16 protein-coding genes and 1 tRNA gene are annotated in these 18,335 nt (G+C 42.6%); 8 read left to right on the plus strand and 9 right to left on the minus strand.

Annotated elements, in window-relative coordinates:
- Positions 1–22: 22 nt before the first annotated feature.
- Both RMZ43_RS21620 and RMZ43_RS21625 read left to right on the plus strand, forming a co-directional pair.
- Positions 23–1,273: a hypothetical protein gene (locus RMZ43_RS21620; protein WP_322655688.1), complete on the plus strand. Its 1,251-nt coding sequence runs from the start codon at positions 23–25 to the stop codon at positions 1,271–1,273.
- Positions 1,274–1,323: 50 nt separating this feature from the next.
- Positions 1,324–1,394 (plus strand) — tRNA-Gly (locus RMZ43_RS21625).
- 328 nt (positions 1,395–1,722) lie between these two features.
- On the opposite strand, the gene pstB is transcribed toward RMZ43_RS21625, so the two are convergent.
- The 4 genes from pstB to pstS form a co-directional block, all read right to left on the minus strand.
- Entirely contained in the window at positions 1,723–2,529 is an 807-nt protein-coding gene (gene pstB / locus RMZ43_RS21630) for a phosphate ABC transporter ATP-binding protein PstB (RefSeq protein WP_322647088.1), read from the minus strand.
- 53 nt (positions 2,530–2,582) lie between these two features.
- Complete coding sequence (gene pstA, locus RMZ43_RS21635) at positions 2,583–3,464, minus strand: phosphate ABC transporter permease PstA (RefSeq protein ID WP_322647087.1); 882 nt, start codon at positions 3,462–3,464, stop codon at positions 2,583–2,585.
- Between the two features lie 19 nt (positions 3,465–3,483).
- Positions 3,484–4,434, minus strand: coding sequence for a phosphate ABC transporter permease subunit PstC (gene pstC / locus RMZ43_RS21640; protein ID WP_322647086.1), 951 nt, complete (start codon positions 4,432–4,434; stop codon positions 3,484–3,486).
- A 184-nt stretch (positions 4,435–4,618) separates the two neighbouring features.
- Entirely contained in the window at positions 4,619–5,800 is a 1,182-nt protein-coding gene (pstS, locus tag RMZ43_RS21645; RefSeq protein WP_428850913.1) for a phosphate ABC transporter substrate-binding protein PstS, read from the minus strand.
- 889 nt (positions 5,801–6,689) lie between these two features.
- Here pstS and RMZ43_RS21650 point away from each other — a divergent pair.
- Together RMZ43_RS21650 and lspA are read left to right on the plus strand one after the other, a co-directional pair.
- Positions 6,690–7,277 (plus strand): biotin transporter BioY, encoded by a 588-nt coding sequence (locus RMZ43_RS21650; protein WP_322647084.1) that lies wholly within the window; start codon positions 6,690–6,692, stop codon positions 7,275–7,277.
- A gap of 92 nt (positions 7,278–7,369) precedes the next feature.
- Complete coding sequence (gene lspA, locus RMZ43_RS21655) at positions 7,370–7,846, plus strand: signal peptidase II (RefSeq protein WP_322655690.1); 477 nt, start codon at positions 7,370–7,372, stop codon at positions 7,844–7,846.
- A gap of 194 nt (positions 7,847–8,040) precedes the next feature.
- Here the strand turns inward: lspA and RMZ43_RS21660 are convergent, their stop codons facing one another.
- Positions 8,041–8,745 (minus strand): hypothetical protein, encoded by a 705-nt coding sequence (locus tag RMZ43_RS21660; RefSeq protein ID WP_322655691.1) that lies wholly within the window; start codon positions 8,743–8,745, stop codon positions 8,041–8,043.
- 434 nt (positions 8,746–9,179) lie between these two features.
- Between RMZ43_RS21660 and RMZ43_RS21665 the strand changes: the two genes are divergently transcribed.
- A complete protein-coding gene (locus RMZ43_RS21665) occupies positions 9,180–11,450 on the plus strand; it encodes a transglycosylase domain-containing protein (RefSeq protein WP_322647081.1) in 2,271 nt (756 codons plus the stop codon).
- Between the two features lie 41 nt (positions 11,451–11,491).
- Here the strand turns inward: RMZ43_RS21665 and RMZ43_RS21670 are convergent, their stop codons facing one another.
- Positions 11,492–12,901 (minus strand): DUF4335 domain-containing protein, encoded by a 1,410-nt coding sequence (locus RMZ43_RS21670; RefSeq protein WP_322655692.1) that lies wholly within the window; start codon positions 12,899–12,901, stop codon positions 11,492–11,494.
- On the minus strand, positions 12,898–13,524 hold the full coding sequence (locus RMZ43_RS21675) for a DUF3038 domain-containing protein (RefSeq protein WP_322655693.1): 627 nt from the start codon (positions 13,522–13,524) through the stop codon (positions 12,898–12,900). Before RMZ43_RS21675 ends, RMZ43_RS21670 begins: the two co-directional genes overlap by 4 nt.
- A gap of 461 nt (positions 13,525–13,985) precedes the next feature.
- Between RMZ43_RS21675 and RMZ43_RS21680 the strand changes: the two genes are divergently transcribed.
- The 3 genes from RMZ43_RS21680 (at position 13,986) to RMZ43_RS21690 (ending at position 15,964) form a co-directional block, all read left to right on the plus strand.
- Positions 13,986–14,504 carry an adenine phosphoribosyltransferase gene (locus RMZ43_RS21680; protein ID WP_322647078.1) on the plus strand — a complete coding sequence of 173 codons (519 nt, stop codon included), beginning with the start codon at positions 13,986–13,988 and terminating at the stop codon, positions 14,502–14,504.
- Positions 14,505–14,570: 66 nt separating this feature from the next.
- Positions 14,571–15,617: an ABC transporter permease gene (locus tag RMZ43_RS21685; protein ID WP_322655694.1), complete on the plus strand. Its 1,047-nt coding sequence runs from the start codon at positions 14,571–14,573 to the stop codon at positions 15,615–15,617.
- Positions 15,618–15,682: 65 nt separating this feature from the next.
- A complete protein-coding gene (locus RMZ43_RS21690; protein WP_322655695.1) occupies positions 15,683–15,964 on the plus strand; it encodes a hypothetical protein in 282 nt (93 codons plus the stop codon).
- Between the two features lie 20 nt (positions 15,965–15,984).
- Here RMZ43_RS21690 and RMZ43_RS21695 read toward each other — a convergent pair whose 3' ends face one another.
- Both RMZ43_RS21695 and purF read right to left on the minus strand, forming a co-directional pair.
- The gene (locus tag RMZ43_RS21695; protein WP_322647075.1) at positions 15,985–16,551 is read right to left on the minus strand and encodes a Uma2 family endonuclease; all 567 of its coding nucleotides are present in this window, start codon (positions 16,549–16,551) and stop codon (positions 15,985–15,987) included.
- A gap of 143 nt (positions 16,552–16,694) precedes the next feature.
- Complete coding sequence (gene purF / locus RMZ43_RS21700) at positions 16,695–18,194, minus strand: amidophosphoribosyltransferase (RefSeq protein WP_322655696.1); 1,500 nt, start codon at positions 18,192–18,194, stop codon at positions 16,695–16,697.
- Positions 18,195–18,335: the final 141 nt, after the last annotated feature.

The raw sequence follows: 18,335 nt of genomic DNA on the forward strand, positions 1-18,335 counted from the left end.
AATCATATCCAGTTTATATAATATGCCACCATCAGTTGCAGACAAATCTCCAATTTCAAGCAAAGTCTGGAGGCGACACAGCGATCCACCAGCTTTGTGGATTTCTGTCGTTATAGGTTCAGTCTCTCTGCACTTGCTAGCGTTCTGGCTGATGCGCTCATCTAATGCATTTAGTCTTTGGTTTCCCCAACAAAGTCAATCTGCTGTTCCTATTGAATTGATAGACATTGCTCCCAAATCAAAATCAACAGCCAAAATAGTTTCGGCAAAGCCAACATCCGCAACTAAAAAGTCTGTACCAACACGTTCACCACAAACAGTACGAACTACGCCCAGAGATCAAAATTTTGGCGCAATAAATCCTGTTGATAATCCCCAGCAGAAGAAGCAAACTTACGCCTCTCAACCTAATAGCCAACCCTTTAGACAACAAAGAGTTGCTACGGCGACACCGACGCCGAAATCTACATCGACACCGACGCCGAAATCTACATCGACACCGATACCGATACCGAAATCTATACCGAAACCAACACCTACAGTTCCAGTCGGTAATTTACCTTGGAACCGTCGTCAAGAAATCAAACTGGGAAAGGGAACACTACTACCAACAGGTGTTCCATCAAATTCATCAGGTTCGGAAGCTGAAAACAGAAAAACGCCACCTACCTCTACTCAGAAAACTCCAGTAACTCCGACTAAGGAAACTCCACGCGCCCCTACTCAGGAAACGCCAGTAACACCGACTGGAGAAACTCCACGCGCCCCTACTCAAGAAACGCCAGCAACTCCGACTGGAGAAACTCCACGCACCTCTACTCAGGAAACTCCAGCAACTCCGACTAGGGAAACTCCACGCACCTCTACTCAGGGAGCATCAGTAGCAATAGTAGCTCCTTTGCTTAGAGATGAAGTCAGTAGCTTGATACAATCAGGAAGATTACGACAAGATGCTTTACCTGACGTTATCGCTTTATATAAGGGAAGCAACACAAAAGAATTAGATTCAAGTTTTCTTATTCAGAATTCTGGACTTGAACCAGCACAACTCTTGGCTAGCTTAATAATTGATAACAATGGTAATTTTCAACAGGCTGTAGTTTTAGAAATAGAACCAGCAACACTGCAAAGTGAAAAAAGCACATACCAGCAAGTCCTGAGCGAAGTTTTCAAAACAGAAAACTTTATTGCTGCTCACAATAACGATGGCACAAAACCAGAATTAAGCAATCTGTATGTCAGGATCAAAATCCAACCTGCTAATTCCAACTAAATGCTTGAATTTTTCCAAGACCTGTGTTAGATTTATAGGGTTGGAATTTTGCGGGCGTAGTTTAGTGGTAAAACTATAGCCTTCCAAGCTATTAATGCGGGTTCGATTCCCGCCGCCCGCTTAGAAAAGTATGAAATGCACTAGTGCAGTATCGTAGAAATCTACCTTATGTTTTCAAAATAAGGGGCAAAATTCCATTACACTATGTGTTGGACTATTTTGGAGTGAGTATCTTACCCGCGCAGTAAATCTAAGTCTTAAATATTAAACAGCTTAATTATTGCTTTTTTTGACTAAGAAACAGCCATAATTGCTCAAGCAATGCCTACGGCGGGCTACGCCTACGCTAACCTTGGCAAACAAATAAAAAACTAGAGGAATATCGTGCAGCTTTAGTTTTCGAGTATCCCTCAATGTTTTAACATCAACAATGTGTAATATTTATCTATTTATCCAAATCTGCCGCTAACGTAATCTCTGGTATCTTGCTGCTGAGGATTGTTGAAAATTAGTTCTGTGGCGTCGTACTCTACCATGTAGCCGTTACGACCTCCGCTTTCTGTAGTTTTAACATTAAAAAAGGCTGTTTTATCAGAAACCCGTGCTGCTTGCTGCATATTATGGGTAACGATAACGATGGTATATTGCTCTTTAAGTTGGTGAATTAGTTCTTCAACCCGCAACGTAGAAATAGGGTCAAGGGCAGAGCAAGGTTCATCCATTAATATAATTTCAGGTTGGACTGCGATCGCACGAGCAATACATAATCTCTGTTGTTGTCCACCAGATAAAGACGAACCACTTTGCCTGAGTTTATCTTTGACTTCATCCCACAAAGCTGCTTGTCGCAAACTCCGTTCTACCAATTCATCCATATTACCTTTGTAGCCGTTGATTTTGGCTCCAAAAGCAATATTGTCATAAATCGATTTTGGAAACGGGTTTGGTCTTTGAAACACCATCCCAATCCGACGACGCACCTCTACAGGATCAATGTCGGATGCATACAAGTTTTTATCATAAAAAAGTATTTTACCATCTGCCCGAAATGATTCAATCAGATCATTGAGGCGGTTATAGCATCGCAACAAAGTACTTTTACCACAACCAGAAGGCCCGATAAAAGCTGTAACCTGATTTTTTGGAATATCTAACCAGATATCCTTCAAGGCTAAAAATTTGCCGTAGTAAACGTTGAGGTTTTCGGTGCGTAAAACGGTTTGAGTATCGTTGACTGTGCTAATGTTGTTAGCCATAAATTAAATGTAGTATTAGTTTTAGCGATACAAATCCGCTATGTAGTATTTGACTAAACTTTCTTGCGAGTTGCCCAGCGAGCAATAATACTTGTGATTAGAACCATCAATACCAAAATCAAAGATGCTGCCCAAGCTAGTGATTGCCAATTTTTAAATGGAGAAATTGCGTATTTATAAACCAAAACAGCAAGGGAAGCTGTGGGTTCAAATAAGCTACCAGGCCAAAAATTAGAAAATAGCGCGGTAAATAGTAAAGGTGCGGTTTCTCCAGATGCTCTGGCGATCGCTAACGTTGCCCCAGTTACAATTGCAGGTAAAGCTGCTGGTAAGACTACTTGACTTACTGTTTGAAAGTTAGTTGCTCCTAACCCTACAGATGCTTGTCGCAAATCTTGCGATACTAACTGCAAGGCTTCATCAGTGGTTCGGACAATAATTGGCAACATCAAAATTGCCAGTGCAAACCCTCCACCGAGAGCAGAGTATGATCCTAAGTTTAACTTTACGAGTGTCAAAACTACAATGCCATAGGCAAATACTCCAGCAATAATTGACGGGACTCCACTCAGGACGTTAGCCGCAAAACGTACCCATCTCGCTACTCGGGCCGAGCTAAATTCTGTGATATAAATCGCCGCCAAAACACCAAATGGGATACTAATTAGGGCAGCAATTCCTACCATTAATAGTGTACCCAAAATTGCATTACCAAAACCTCCTCCTTTTTGTAAAGCTTTCGGTGGCAGTTCAAAAAATATGTTGGGACTCAAACTGCTAAAGCCTTGAATAATGACGTAAGAAAGTACTGCTAGCAATGGCACAAGTGCCAATACCCCACAGATAAATGCGATTACAGTCATTACTGTATTAAACAATGTCCTTTGAGACATAGGAGCGCGAGTTAGACTGCGCTCTGGAAAGCTAGAAGTCATAATTTAACCCAAAACTAAGCTACAGTCGCTTGACTCTCAGAACGATAAACTCGGCCATGATATTGACTACCAAGGTCAAGAAGAATAGCACTAAAGCAGCATACATTAAAGCCGAAACTTGCAAACCACTAGCTTCTGAAAATTGATTTGCTAGTAGAGAAGAAATCGTATTGCCTGGTGCTAACAGTGAGATACTAATGTTGTTGGAATTACCAATCAACATTGTCACAGCCATTGTTTCTCCCATTGCTCGACCCAGTGCCAACATCACAGCACTAACTATCCCCGAAAAGGCTGCTGGAATTAGAACTTGTAAAATTGTTTCCCATCTGGTTGCTCCTAGTCCTATGGAGGCTTGGCGCAAACTGGAGGGTATAGAAATCAAAGCATCACGCGATAGAGCTGTGATGATGGGCAAAGTCATAATTGCTAATATGACTCCCGCCGGTAACATTCCTGGCCCTGTAGGGGAGGTGCTAAAAAATGGTATCCAGCCAAAGTAACTATTGAGCCATTTTCCCAAGTTAGTTAAAATAGGCACTAAAACAAAAATACCCCACACGCCGTAGACAACGCTGGGAATAGCTGCGAGTAGTTCTACCGCAAAAACCAGTACCAACTTCACTTTTGCGGGTAAAAAATCCTCGCTCAGTACAACAGCAGTACCAACTCCAATCGGTACAGCTATCAGTAAACCGATAAAAGAACTCAAGAGAGTTCCATAAATTTGAGGTAGCACTCCATAGCTATCATTAACTGGGTTCCAAGTGGTGTTAGCTAAAAAGCTAGCACCAAACTTTTGGATGGCTGGGCCAGAAGCAACTGCAACTTGGAAGCCGATCCATAATAAAGTGGCAGCAACCCCAAAGGCGAAAATTTTAGTAAGCCAAATAAAACCCCGATCTAGGGATTTTTCTACATCAGAGCGATTTTTTGTCGCTGATGAAAGGTTTTGAGAATTTGTAGTCATGACTACCGACTTTCACAATTAAATCAGAGGAAGATATGGGAGGCAACCATATCAACAAATTTGTTGCCTCATCGTCTTTTGAAACTGAGACATTGGTAAAACAGAGTTCCAAATTACGAATGCCTATAGTCTAGTAAGCAGCCTAAAAATTATTGTTTAGGAATGCTTCATGTCTTGACTGTAGCTATTTGCTAGCACTAGTACCACTACCAACAGCGATTTTATAATCTGGACTGATTTGATCGGCAGCAGCAGCCACTTTTGTAATAACGTTTTGGGGTAAAGGAACATACCCTAGTGCAACAGCCTGCTTTTGACCATCATTTAAAGCATATTCGATCGCAGCTTCAACTGCCTTAGCTTTCGCCGCATTGGGATATTTTTTGTAAGCCAAAATCCAGGTGTAAGTGACGATGGGATAAGAATCAGCGCCTTCTGGATCGGAAATGAAAACACGAAGATCGGGTGGTAAAGTTGCTGATGCCAAAGTTTTGGAGGCTGACTCCTCACTAGGTACAATAAACTTACCGCCTTTGTTTTCTAAAGCAGCAAACTTAAGACTATTTTGTTTGGCATAGCCGTACTCGACATAACCAATAGAGCCTTGTGTTTGTTGAATTTGGGCGGTAACACCTTCATTCCCTTTCGCACCAACTCCCGTAGGCCAGTTGACAGTTTTGCCTTCACCAACTTTAGTCTTCCATTCTGGGCTAATAGCGCTGAGGTGTTTTGTAAACACACCTGTTGTTCCGCTACCATCTGAACGATAAACGACTGTGATTTTTTCTTTAGGAAGTTTTGCACCTGGGTTAGCCTTGGCAATTTGGGGATCATCCCAAGACGTGATTTTGCCTAGTAGAATATCAGCGTAAACGGCTCGTGGTAGCTTTAGTTCTGCAACATCTGGCAAGTTGTAAGCTAGCACGATGCTACCAGCAGTTACAGGCAGTAAAATAACGCCCTTATCGGCTGGTACCTTCTTGATTTCTTCATCCTTCATGGCAACATCGCTAGCACCAAAGTCTACAGTCCCTTTGATAAATTGCTCAACTCCAGCACCGCTACCAACTGAGGCATAGTCAACTTGCAGATTTGGATATTTTTTATTTAAATCCGTAAACCATGTATCATATAGTGGTGCTGGGAAAGACGCACCGGCCCCGCTTAACTTGAGATTTCCACCCAAATCTAATTTGGTTGTGCTAGAAGCTGTGGTATCTGTAGCAGTACTAGAAGGAGCATCCTTGGTAGCTGTGTTATCTGAATTTTGCTGTCCGCCACATGCAGCTAGGCTGATTGTCAGTGCTAACACTGAAACTGAAGCTGTGAGGCGATGAATTTTTGTTACACTAAAATTTGAGGGCATCGCTATCAATGTTTGGGTAACTTTTCAGGTGAGCGCTTCTCAGGATACCCCTAAAGGATGAAGATTAAGGTAAAGGATAGGTTAACAAAGCAAAAAATGCTTGTTTTTTTTTGATGAAGAACAAACACTCGTTTCTACTTTTATTTGATAAAATTTATACTGCTATATTAGTCACACCTTACAAATATATACTACAGAAATTTAGTTAAAGAATATTTACAAACATTTTAGTACTAGTGTAAATTTATTGGTCAAGTGATAAAAATGTATAAAAACATGGCAGCCTATGATAAGATATAAACTTTATAAATTTGGGCGTTTAAAATGAAAATTGTTTTGTTTAGTTTACCAGTTTAAGCAGACTTCAAGCATAACTAAACAATTTAAGTTCAGTAAGTGAAACTATTGTTGAGAGAAAACAGAAGAAAAGCGATAAATTGCCTATTTTATGAGAGTAGGTAGTGCGATCGCTAAAAAAGAGTAAATTAATAAACTATCTTTAACGCTTTGTAGAAAAAGCTGGTATTGAATCTAAAATTTATAAATCCTATATTTTATTTACTACTATTATTAACATGTATTAGGTCAAATACTATAATTACACTCCGCTTCAGCCAATAAAATTACAGCTATAGACACCTAAGCTATAATTTGCAGAACTGAAAAGTTACATACCAAAAAGGCAAAAAAAACATGCTAATTCTTAGAGGTGTCAACACAAATCTCGTTTTAACAGTAATGAATATACTAGTGCGACAGGCGCAACAATAAACATACCATTTCAATTGCACAAAAGCCTGCAATATAATCCTTTTGACTTTTGACTTCCGCCTTGTTGTACTAGTTGCAGTTGGTTTTCCCTTTTGCCTTTCCCTGGTTGACTGAATAAATGTTTGCTGCTTCCAATCAATTACTATGGTCAATGATTGGCTTACTCCTAACAATGGGTGGCACTTTCCTAGAAGTTTATGGCATCACCTTACCTTGGAATTGGAGTAAGCACGGAATTCAGACAATTTCATTAGGTGTCACTTTTCAAGTTGGCGCAGTATTGTTGGTAGGTTGTTTAGGAGGCAAAAATGCTGGTGCGCTCTCACAAATTGCCTATTTAGTCATGGGGTTGACCTTATTACCTGTATTTGCGGATGGAGGCGGTATTGGTTATGTTAAGTTATCTCAATTTGGCTATTTATTAGGCTTTATTCCTGGAGCTTGGATTTGTGGGTTGTTCGCTTTTAAAGCTAGACCTAGAATAGAAACTCTGGCCTTTAGTTGCATTTGTGGCTTGTTAACTATCCACCTATGCGGTATTACTTATTTGATTATTAGCTATATTTTTCAATGGAAAGGCACAGAAAATCTCCCCTTGATGCAAGCAATCCTTAGATACTCCTGGTTTGCACTACCAGGGCAACTAAATGTGGTCTGTGCCGTTACTGTAATAGCATATATATTGCGTCACTTAATGTTTTATTAGTCATGAAGGGGCTAGAGACTAGGGGCTAGAAATTCAAATTCTTCTAATCCTTAGTCCTTAGTCCCTAGTCCCTAATCCTAGCCCCTAGTTTCATGCGTTTAAAAAATCGCCTTTTCTGGATAGCTGCCTTCATAGCTTTTTTCTTAGATCAAATAACAAAATACTGGGTAGTGCAAACCTTTAGCTTGGGGCAAACACTACCACTCTTACCTGGAATATTTCACTTCACCTATGTCACTAATACTGGTGCGGCTTTTAGTCTGTTAAGTGGGAAAGTAGAATGGTTACGCTGGTTATCTTTTGGGGTGAGTTTAGTATTGATAGCCTTGGCCTTGTTTGGCCCGACATTAAATTTATGGGATCAGTTGGGCTATGGCTTGATTTTAGGTGGAGCTATAGGCAACGGTATTGATCGCTTTGTTTTAGGGTATGTCGTTGATTTTCTTGATTTTCGGCTGATTAACTTTGCTGTATTTAATGTGGCAGATTCATTTATTAGTATCGGTATTGTTTGCCTATTAATTGCTTCCTTTCAAAAAACACCGACTTCAACTGACAGGTCGCATTAAACTATTAAGCCTGGGGTGATTAATCATCCCAGGCCATTAAGCTCACTTTTGTATGCGAAAACTTGCTCATTAGATTGAGCGATTTCGAGTTGTTATTTTACACCAGTTTGCATAACTGGTGTAAGAGGTCAAGATGCACTGGCGATCGCTGATGGCAAACTATTATTCAGATTATGCCTCAGCTTTTAATTTAATTACCGACTAGGAGTTGGCGAACTAGAGCCTGGAGTATTATTGGTGGGAGAACCAGTACTTGGTTCGGGATTGCTATCAGTAGTACCAGACTCAGGTGTAGTTGGGTTTCCTGGTACGGTAATGCTGCCAGGAGCGCCAGACTCAGGTGTAGTTGGGCTACTTGGTTCGGTACTGCTGCCAGGAGTGCCAGGAGTGCCAGGTTGAACTGGGGTAACGCTTCCTGGTGGAGTTAAGTTGCCAGGAGTGCCAGAATCAGGCGGGGTAACGCTTCCTGGTGCTGATGGAGTTAACTTGGTAGGAGCGCTAGGATCAGATGGGGTAACGGCTCCTGGTGCTGGAGTACTTTCGGGAGTGGCAGATCCAGCTCCAGGTTCAGTTGTACTACCTGGTGCAGTTGTGCTATCTGGTGTGGTGGTGCCACTAGGTGTGGTGGTGCCACTAGGCGTGGTTTCTGCGGGTGCCGTAGTGCTACCAGGAGCGCTAGTAGGGGTGAGTGCTGTGCCGCCAGGACAACGGGAGTTGAGCGGAAAATACTCGCACAGAATTTTCATTCCTTCTGGCGACATCTTAATTTCTGCTGGTGCACTAGTTGAGCCACTACTGGACTGGGCTATAGAGGATTTACTAGATTCGGCTACAGCAATATTAGCTGTGAATGCTAAAGATAAAGCTGCACCAATCAGAGTCAGAGATTTTCCCATCATTACTTGTAATTAACCTCAACGGAACACTCGGCCCATTAAAACAGACAATAGGATTTAGAAAATCTTCCTAAATGAATATATTTAAGTTTGTATCAGAATATGTGGATATGTAAAATTGGTAAAAATTAAATCTGTTGTCTATTGATGGTTTGTGTATAAAAATACATAGCTTAAAACCATGTTCGTAGTTATATAACAAACCACATTGATAAAGTAAGCCTTTAAGAATGAATATTTTTTTGTACTTACATACAGAGGCAACAAAAACTACAAACAAAATTTAGTAGAAATATAATATAGAGTATAAATTAAGTCAAAAAATACCGTATAGATAATTTATGCTTTGGCTTATGAGTAAAATGATGAAAGACTAACATCTAAAATTGATTGTAATTCGCCCGATTCTTCACTAAAAAGTGTAATGTAAATAGCCGATGAGTTCTCCCCAACCCCCTCAAAAGCCACAAACTTTACTTGGTCAACTGACTCAAGCGGTACATACTATCCAAGCTAGGGTCGATTTTTCTAAATTGGCGCTCAAGCCTAATGCCAAAGTACCGGAACTCTGGGTGCAGGATGCGGGGGCGGATAAAGCAGAGGTATATCCACTGTTGGGCGATCGTTATATTCTAGGTCGTAGCTCCAAATCCAGCGATATCGTCATCCGTAACCCTGTTGTCAGCCAAATTCATTTGTCGCTATCGCGGAATTCTAGCCAACGCACGCCAGTTTTCGTCATCAAAGACGAAAACTCCACTAATGGCATTTATCGTGGCAAACGTCGTGTCAATTCTCTAGAACTGCGTCACGGCGATATTCTTACTTTAGGGCCTCCAGAACTTGCCGCTTCTGTGCGGTTGCAGTACGTCGATCCTCCGGCCTGGTATGTGAAAGCTGCAAGTTGGACAGCTTGTGGTGTCGGCGGTGCTAGTGCCCTGTTAGCGTTAGTGATTGGCGTCGAATGGCTAAAATTTCAAGTTAAACCCCTACCCACAGCTACACGCGCCCCAGTAGTTGTTTACGCTCGTGATGGAGCCACTCCCCTGAGAGAGCCTCGGACTACCTCCCACGTAGACATGAAGCGATTAGACGAATTTGGCCCTTATTTACCTGCTGCGGTGGTGGCTTCAGAGGATAGTCGTTATTACTGGCACTTTGGGGTTGATCCTGTAGGAATTTTACGAGCCGTATTGATTAATAGCCGTAGTGGAGATGTGCAACAAGGAGCCAGCACTGTTACCCAGCAAGTTGCCCGCAGTTTGTTCCGCGAGTATGTAGGCAGACAAGATACCCTTGGACGCAAATTGCGAGAAGCAGTTGTTGCCTTGAAGCTCGAAACCTTTTACAGCAAAGATGATATTTTGCTGATGTATTTAAATCGGGTTTTTTTGGGGGGAGATACCTCTGGCTTTGAGGATGCAGCCCGGTATTATTTTGAGAAGCCCGCTAAAGAATTAACTTTGGCAGAAGCAGCAACATTGGTAGGAATTTTACCTGCTCCCAACGCTTTCGATTTTTGTGGGGATAGTCCAAATAAGCTAGAAGCAGCTGAATACCGAAATCGCGTGATTAAGCGGTTGCTGGAGATGGGCAAAATTAAACCTGAGGATGCGAACCGAGCTAGACGCTCCACTGTCCAAATTAGTCCTAAAGTCTGCGAACAGCAAGCTAAGACGATCGCTCCTTACTTTTACAATTACGTCTTCTCCGAACTTGAATCAATCTTGGGGGAGGGAGCTGCAAGAGAAGGTAATTATATCATTGAAACCAAGCTCGATCCAGCGATACAAAGCCAAGCAGAAGCGGCGTTAAATAATTCAGTGAACAACGGCGGTAGGAATTTTAATTTTTCCCAAGGGGCAATAGTCACTCTTGACTCTAGTACAGGCAGTATCTTGGCAATGGTGGGCGGAACTGATTACAGAAAAAGTCAGTTCAATCGTGCTGTTCAAGCCAAAAGACAACCAGGTTCCACCTTCAAAATCTTTGCTTACACAGCTGCTATTCAACAGGGATTTTCAGAATCAAAAAGTTATTCTTGCGCTCCTTTAACTTGGCAAGGCTTTACTTATAAGCCATGTCGTGCTGGTGCTGGTGCTACTTTAGATATTGCCACGGGGCTGGCTCTTTCAGAAAATCCTATCGCTCTACGAGTTGCCAGAGAAATCGGGCTAAATAAAGTCGTGGCAATGGCGCAGAATTTGGGAATCAAGTCAACCCTTGATCCAGTTCCTGGCTTGGTACTAGGTCAAAGTGTAGTCAATGTTTTGGAAATGACTGGTGCTTTTGGCGCTATTGGTAATGGTGGTGTACGCAATCCTCCCCATGCGATTAACCGAATTTTAGATAGTGGTGATTGCCGCGATCGCAATGATATCAAAACCTGCCGTGTAATCTACTCCTTCGACCAAGATCCAGATGCCAACAAAAGAGTTCTCTCAAAAGGTGTAGCTGATGAGATGACTAGTTTGATGCGTGGTGTAGTCGCCAGAGGGACTGGTCGTAGTGCTGCAATTGGATTAGGAGAAGCTGGGAAAACAGGCACGACGGATAAAAACGTTGACTTATGGTTCATCGGCTTTATCCCCAGTCGGCGGCTTGTAACTGGTGTCTGGTTGGGAAACGACAATAATTCCCCAACATCTGGTAGCAGCGCTCAAGCAGCTCAGTTGTGGGGGAATTATATGCGGCGGATTACGAGGTAAAGAATGGGGAGTAGGGAATTTTACCACTCCCCAATTTATTATTAATATCCTTGCCAAGGAGTAACTTCCAGTGTGCCGCTAGGCTTAAATATTACTTTGAAGTGGGCAAGAGGTTCTTTATTGTTAGGAGCTGCTACATTGGAGCCGTAGACCGCATTGAGCATCTTAGGAAGGGGTGTTTCGCGGGAATAGTCAAAGGCTACTTGGTTGAGTGGTTCATAGTCAGCAATTACACCATCTTTGTTAACTGCTACCCGATATTTTAAATCTCGCGTAAAGGTGGGGGTACCACTCCAGCTTTGGCGAACTGTAGTATAAAGCTTTTGGTTTAAACCTTTGACTATATTAGAGTCAGTAATTTTTGCGCCTACTACCCCTGGTGTCCTAGCATACCCCCGCCAAGGGCTAACTTCTAACACACCATTTGTATTAAATACTACTCGAAATTGGGCGATCGGTTCTTTAGAAATGGAAGGGCGGCTAGCCGGATTGTAAAGTACGTTAGGCAAAGGAGTTTGTCCTACTTCTATATTTGCCTCTTTATTCACCGCTTTATAACCAATGATCGCTCCATCCGCAGCTACACCCAGACGATAGATCAAATTCTGTTGCAATCCTGAGCGATTAGTCCAAGCTGGATGAATTTGGTTGTAAACTTGACGATTTAATGCACGCAACTGGGATGGATCGGTAATTTCTTGAACTGTATTTAAAAGTGCTTCTAAATCTTTAACTGGCGGCTTTGTATTAGCTGTGGGTGTTCGTGTAGGCGTTGCAGCAGCTGAGGCTGGAGCAGCGATATTGTTGGTTGGAGAGCTAGTTTGCTCATTTGGTTTAGGCTGCGGTGGACGCATTTGGGGAGGTGGAATCAAGTTAAAGGCGATCGCTGCTACTGCTAAACTTGACACACCCACAGCAGCAGGAACAGCCTGTCTGATTACAGCCTGACTAGCACCGCCATAGCGTCTGGTAACAGGTTGTAGTTGTAAGGAAAGTTCAGGTAAAGTTTGGGTATCAGCAAAAAACTGATCCACTGCTTCCACTAAATCAAACAACTGCACCGTATTCAAATCTATTTCGATAGGCGGGCGTTTGGAATTGTTAGAGTGATCGAACCCCTCTGGAGCGCCTTCTGAATATATAATTAACCTATGTCGGTTGCTGTCAATTTTCCGAAACTCTACTATCTCCGATTCTTGGTTGTGTGCCTGCGGATTAGGGACACTACTTAAAAATTCTTGGGCATAGCCACTAACAGCCCTCACCAAACTTTCAAAAAATTCCCGCCCTCCGGTTAGGGGTTGGTTGTAACCAGATAAATAACATTCTGCATTAACCAATATTGATAATTCTGGGCGCATTTCCTGAAAGTGTGCAGCCCTACTGACATCACTTAACCCTTCTAAAAGCAGTGTACAATTAGGCAAACTGTACTTACGTTGAATGTTCATTCCACTTCACCGTCAAAAAGACTAATCCAGAATCGCTGCATTCCAGTTGTACCAGTACAAAATAGTAATTGTCCTAACAAATTTATCGCTAGCTCATCTAATTTTGCATCAGAAGTTAATGCCAGGACACCAGAACGTCGAGCATTCATCCGGCTCTTAAAATGCGCTCTAAACCTCTCTAGGTAATTAGATAGGCGCAAATTCTGTTCTAATGGAATCTGCTTTTCTTCCATTTGTTGACAGATCATTAGTAACTGGCGAATCACAACAGTTAAACGCCGTGCTATATAGCAAGCAATCACCACCAGAGCTTTTGCTTCCATGATACTTAAGGGACGGCGCATGTGCGCTCTCCGTAGCGGATTAGAGCTACGCATCCGCCATAAATTCACCCTGTCTTTAACAATTCCTTTTAGATCCAACTCTTGAGCAAAAGTCAGGATTGCTTCCGAACCACCAAGCTCTAAAGCTTCAATTGCCAGTAAAATCAGGTCAATTTGCACCCGGGTTCTGCGAGGACACGTTTTAGAAGCGATCGCAGGATCTGGCAAAGTGTCCAGAACCATCGGCAGTGAATCTTGAGTTGGACTGTTGAACGGCGTTAAACTTGCTGACACATTCATCCTATAAATACCTTATGCGGCTCCAACAGACTAGATAAAACAAATTTAAGATCGGTAGCCAAGACTTGAACATTAGACTTGTAGAAGTAGCATGACCACCTGATATATACATTACTTAACTCTTTCTATTCAAAGTTTTCCCTATATTGAAATCAAAATTTTAAAACATAACTTAATTCACCTCATTTATTTAGTGCAATACCTCTTATAGCTTGATTTAGATTCTAATTATCGTCAATCAAGGGCGAAACTTCAGCCTCGATCCCCAGCGTATGACATTATAGTGTACGATTTTTCAGGTATCTGAAATTATGCATTGGGCATCGGAAAGAGGACTTGGGGACAAGGAGAATTGGGGACAAGGGGAAACACTTGTTGCAAGTTCTGATTTAAGTAGCCTTGTCTCCTCTGCTTCCCCTGCCTCCTCTGCTCCCCATTCCCCACTCCCTACTCCCCATTTTATGGATTTGAAGTCTCTTGTTCGTGACATCCCAGATTTCCCTAAACCCGGAATTTTATTTCGGGATATTACTACCCTGCTGCGCGATCCAAAGGGACTGCGCTACACTATTGACTTTCTAGCACAAAAATGCAATGAAGCTGGGATAACGGCGGATTACGTCATTGGTATAGAGTCGAGGGGATTTATTTTTGGTTCACCTCTGGCTTATAAATTAGGAACTGGTTTTATTCCCGTCCGCAAAAAAGGTAAGTTACCAGCAGCCGTTCATTCAATTGAATATGAACTAGAGTATGGTATGGACTGCCTAGAAGTGCATCAAGACGGTTTACACCAAGGTAGCCGAATCTTGATTGTGGACGATTTGATTGCCACAGGTGGAACTGCAAGTGCAACAGCAAAGTTAGTGCAGAAGATCGGCTGCGAACTAGTAGGATTTGGGTTTATTATCGAGCTACGGGATTTAGAAGGGCGCAAATATCTGCCAGACGTACCGATTATCTCTCTAATTGAATATTAGTTATTTGTCATTGGTCATTAGCAAAAGACAGATGACAAAGGACAAAGGACAAAGGACAAAGGACAAATGACATCTACGAGAATTTCATTGGAGACAGGTCGGGATTGGCTAATAACGCTAGTCACGAGTGAAACTTTTGTTTATGTGGGAAAGCGGGTATTGCAGGCACTACTTACTTTGTTGTTGGCGTCAGCGTTATCGTTTTTCATTATTCAACTTGCTCCAGGAGATTACGTAGATACGCTGCGGCAAAACCCGAAGATATCGCCTGAAAGAATTGAAGAAATCAAGCGGCAGTTTGGTTTGGATAAGTCTTGGCCAGAACAATTTGGGCTGTGGCTATGGCGAATCTTAACAAAAGGGGATTTTGGCACGAGTTTTATTTATCAACGTTCAGTAGCATCGCTGTTGTGGGAACGAGTACCAGCGACTTTGCTATTAGCGATCGCATCTTTAATTGTCACATGGGCGATCGCTATCCCTCTTGGTATCTTCGCTGCTGTTAACCAAAATAAGTTATCAGACCGGGTTTTACAGGTAATTAGCTACGCTGGACAAGGCTTTCCCAGTTTCATTACTGCCTTAGCGCTGCTAGTTTTCGCCCAAATCACCTCACCCTTCTTCCCAGTGGGTAGCATGACTAGCATTGATCACTCGGAACTAACGTGGTTTGGCAGAATCTTAGATATCGGCTGGCACATGATTTTACCCACGATCGCCCTCTCAATTACTAGTTTTGCTGGTTTACAACGCATCACTCGCGGCGAATTATTGGATGTGCTTCGTCAAGATTACATCCAAACGGCTCGTGCTAAAGGTCTGCCAGAAAATCGCGTCATTTACGTTCATGCACTCCGCAATGCGATAAATCCCTTGATTACCTTATTGGGTTTTGAATTAGCTGGTTTATTAAACGGTGCCTTCATTGCCGAGTTTTTCTTCAACTGGCCTGGTTTAGGGAGGTTGACCTTACAAGCTTTACAAGCTCAAGATTTATATTTGTTAATGGCAAGCTTGGTAATGGGCGCAGTCTTGCTGATTGCTGGTAATTTAATCGCCGACTTAATGTTAAAAGCCGCCGATCCACGCATTCGCCTAGAAAATCTCAATTAGTCATTTGTCATTGGTCATTTGTCATTTGTCATTGGTTTAACCCCACTCTCACCATCCCCATCTCCATGCTGTCCGAAGTCTATTACTTGGTGCGCTCAAAAACTGACGGTAATTATCTCATAGCTCGTCCTGACACCGAAACATCAGGTTATTTATTGCTGTTTCAGGAAAGCTTTGATGCCTTAAGCTATCTCAACACCCACGCAGCAGAAGTAGCCAATCGCTTTTCTGTGGAATCTATTCCGCGTACACAGTTGGGAAACTTGCTCAAACGTTGGGGTTTTAGCGGTGTGGGTATTGTTACTGACCCATTATTGCCCAAAGTCGAGTTTTTACAGCACAGTTAAGCTAATTATGTGGATTTGTGTTAAGTAAATAAGGATGCGATCGCACAACTGAAATCAGGCAATATGGGTGAGTTCAACTCATCACCATTGAACAACGTACCAACTAACTTTAAACTCGCTTGTTCGCGTCGATAAACTTCCACCTGTTGCTTACGCCAATCCACAATCCAATATTCTCTGACACCTCTTGCTGAGTAAAGCTTTAGTTTAAGTTCTCTATCTCGCTTTTCATTTTCAATACCAGCAGACAGAACCTCTACTACCAGTTCTGGCGCACCAGTCAAATGCCCCGCCTCGTCCAGAAGCAGGGGTAATCTCTCATTGCTAGCCCAGACGACATCAGGAATCACATTATCATTATCCCCAAAAATTATTCCTGGAGCAGTCACAGCTTCTCCCAAACCAGTAGTCTGTGACCAGTTATCCAAAGAAGTGCTAATTCTGACACAACTTTTTTGATGATTCCAGTGGGGCGCTCTGGTCACAAACAATTCTCCGTCAATAATTTCATAGCGGTTTCCGTTATCTGGAAACAACTCTAAATCGGCGGTAGTCCAGCGCACTCTCTCAGATATCGGCTGGTTCATAAACCATCTTTGTTAGGGGATTTACCTATTTTAGACGGATTGGGGAAGAGGCAGAGGAGCAGGGAACAGGGAGCAGAGGGGAAAGAGTTAATTTTTGATTCTCCCTCTCATCTCCCCACTCCCCACTCGCTATTCCCTACTTCCTACACCACTACTTTTTCTAAACTGAGCTTAGAACGCTTCACTTGCTCAGGAATCGCTACGGGATAATCTCCAGTAAAACAGGCAGAGCAGAAACTATTGGTGTCTTCTCGTGTTGCTTCTAGCATTCCTTCCCAACTGAGATAGGCGAGGCTGTCTACTTCCAGTTGTTTGGCAATTTCTGCTACTGACTTGGTAGCAGCAATTAACTGATCCTGAGAATCGGTATCGATGCCATAGAAGCAGGGATGAGTTACTGGTGGAGAAGAAATTCGCATGTGTACTTCTACTGCACCCGCTTCACGCAAAGTCTTAACCAATTTACGGCTAGTAGTACCCCGTACAATTGAGTCATCAACAATAATTACTCGTTTACCCGCCAGCACATCTTTGAGCGGATTGAGTTTCATCCGAATACCTGACTCACGCATGGTTTGTGTTGGCTGAATAAAGGTTCGTCCAACATAGCGATTTTTAATCAGTCCTTCAGCATAAGCTACACCAGAAGCTTGAGAAAACCCGATCGCAGCTGGGATACCTGAATCAGGAACACCAAAGACAATATCGGCATCTACAAAAGATTCTTTAGCTAGTTGATGTCCTAAGCGCATCCGATAGCTGTACAAACTCTCGTTGTGCATGACGCTATCAGGACGAGCAAAGTAAATCATTTCAAAGATACACAATTTCCTCTGGGGCTTTTGGCTCCAATGATAGGAAGCCAAACCTTCTTCAGTAATCCAAACTAATTCGCCTGGTTCTACATCTCGCAGGTATTCAGCTCCAATGATGTCTAAACCACAAGTCTCTGAAGCCAAAACGTAACGGACTGGATTACCAGGCAAAGTGCCAATTACTAGAGGACGAATGCCATTGGTGTCCCGGACACCCATAACGCCGTTAGGAGTGCCAATAACTAAACTAAAGGCTCCTTGGCAGCGATGAAATGCCTCAATTGAACCTTCTAGCCAATCTGCACCAGCGTTGATCGCTTCTGCGATCGCAAAAACGATCATTTCTGAGTCTGTTGTCGTGACTAAGTTACATTTTTTCTCAAGCAACTCTTGACGTAGTTGCACCGTATTGACTAAATTGCCATTATGTGCTAGAGCGATTGAACCTAAGCGAGTTTCTAGGACTGCGGGTTGAGCATTAACTTTGCGGCTAGAACCTGTGGTGGAATAACGAGTGTGACCAACAGCAAGGCTACCGGGCAATTGATCCAAGATGGATTCATTGAAAACTTGAGATACCAAGCCCATATCTTTGTGGAGATGTACTTGTGTCCCCTCAAAGGTGGCAATACCAGCTGATTCTTGACCCCGATGCTGGAGGGCATACAATCCAAAGTAGGTCAGTTTAGCAACGTTTTCTCCTGGTGCGTAGATGCCAAAAACACCACAAGCTTCTTCTGGCTTGTCAGGCTGATTTTCATGACTATTGATTGGGTTGTTGGTCTGGTCGGGGTATTCATCCGAAGTGACAGAATGAATAGAAATCATGCTAGCTTTGCTCCTGGTGGGGGGGGTCAAGTCACTGGGATTATGTATATAGATAGTTGCAGCTTTCTTAATAAATCTTTAACCATCTATTAAAACAGTACCGTAATTATGATCAGAGACGCTACTAAAAGAGTTAGGAGT

It is taken from the genome of Nostoc sp. CmiVER01 (assembly GCF_034531135.2).
In the GTDB taxonomy this organism is placed as follows: domain Bacteria; phylum Cyanobacteriota; class Cyanobacteriia; order Cyanobacteriales; family Nostocaceae; genus Nostoc.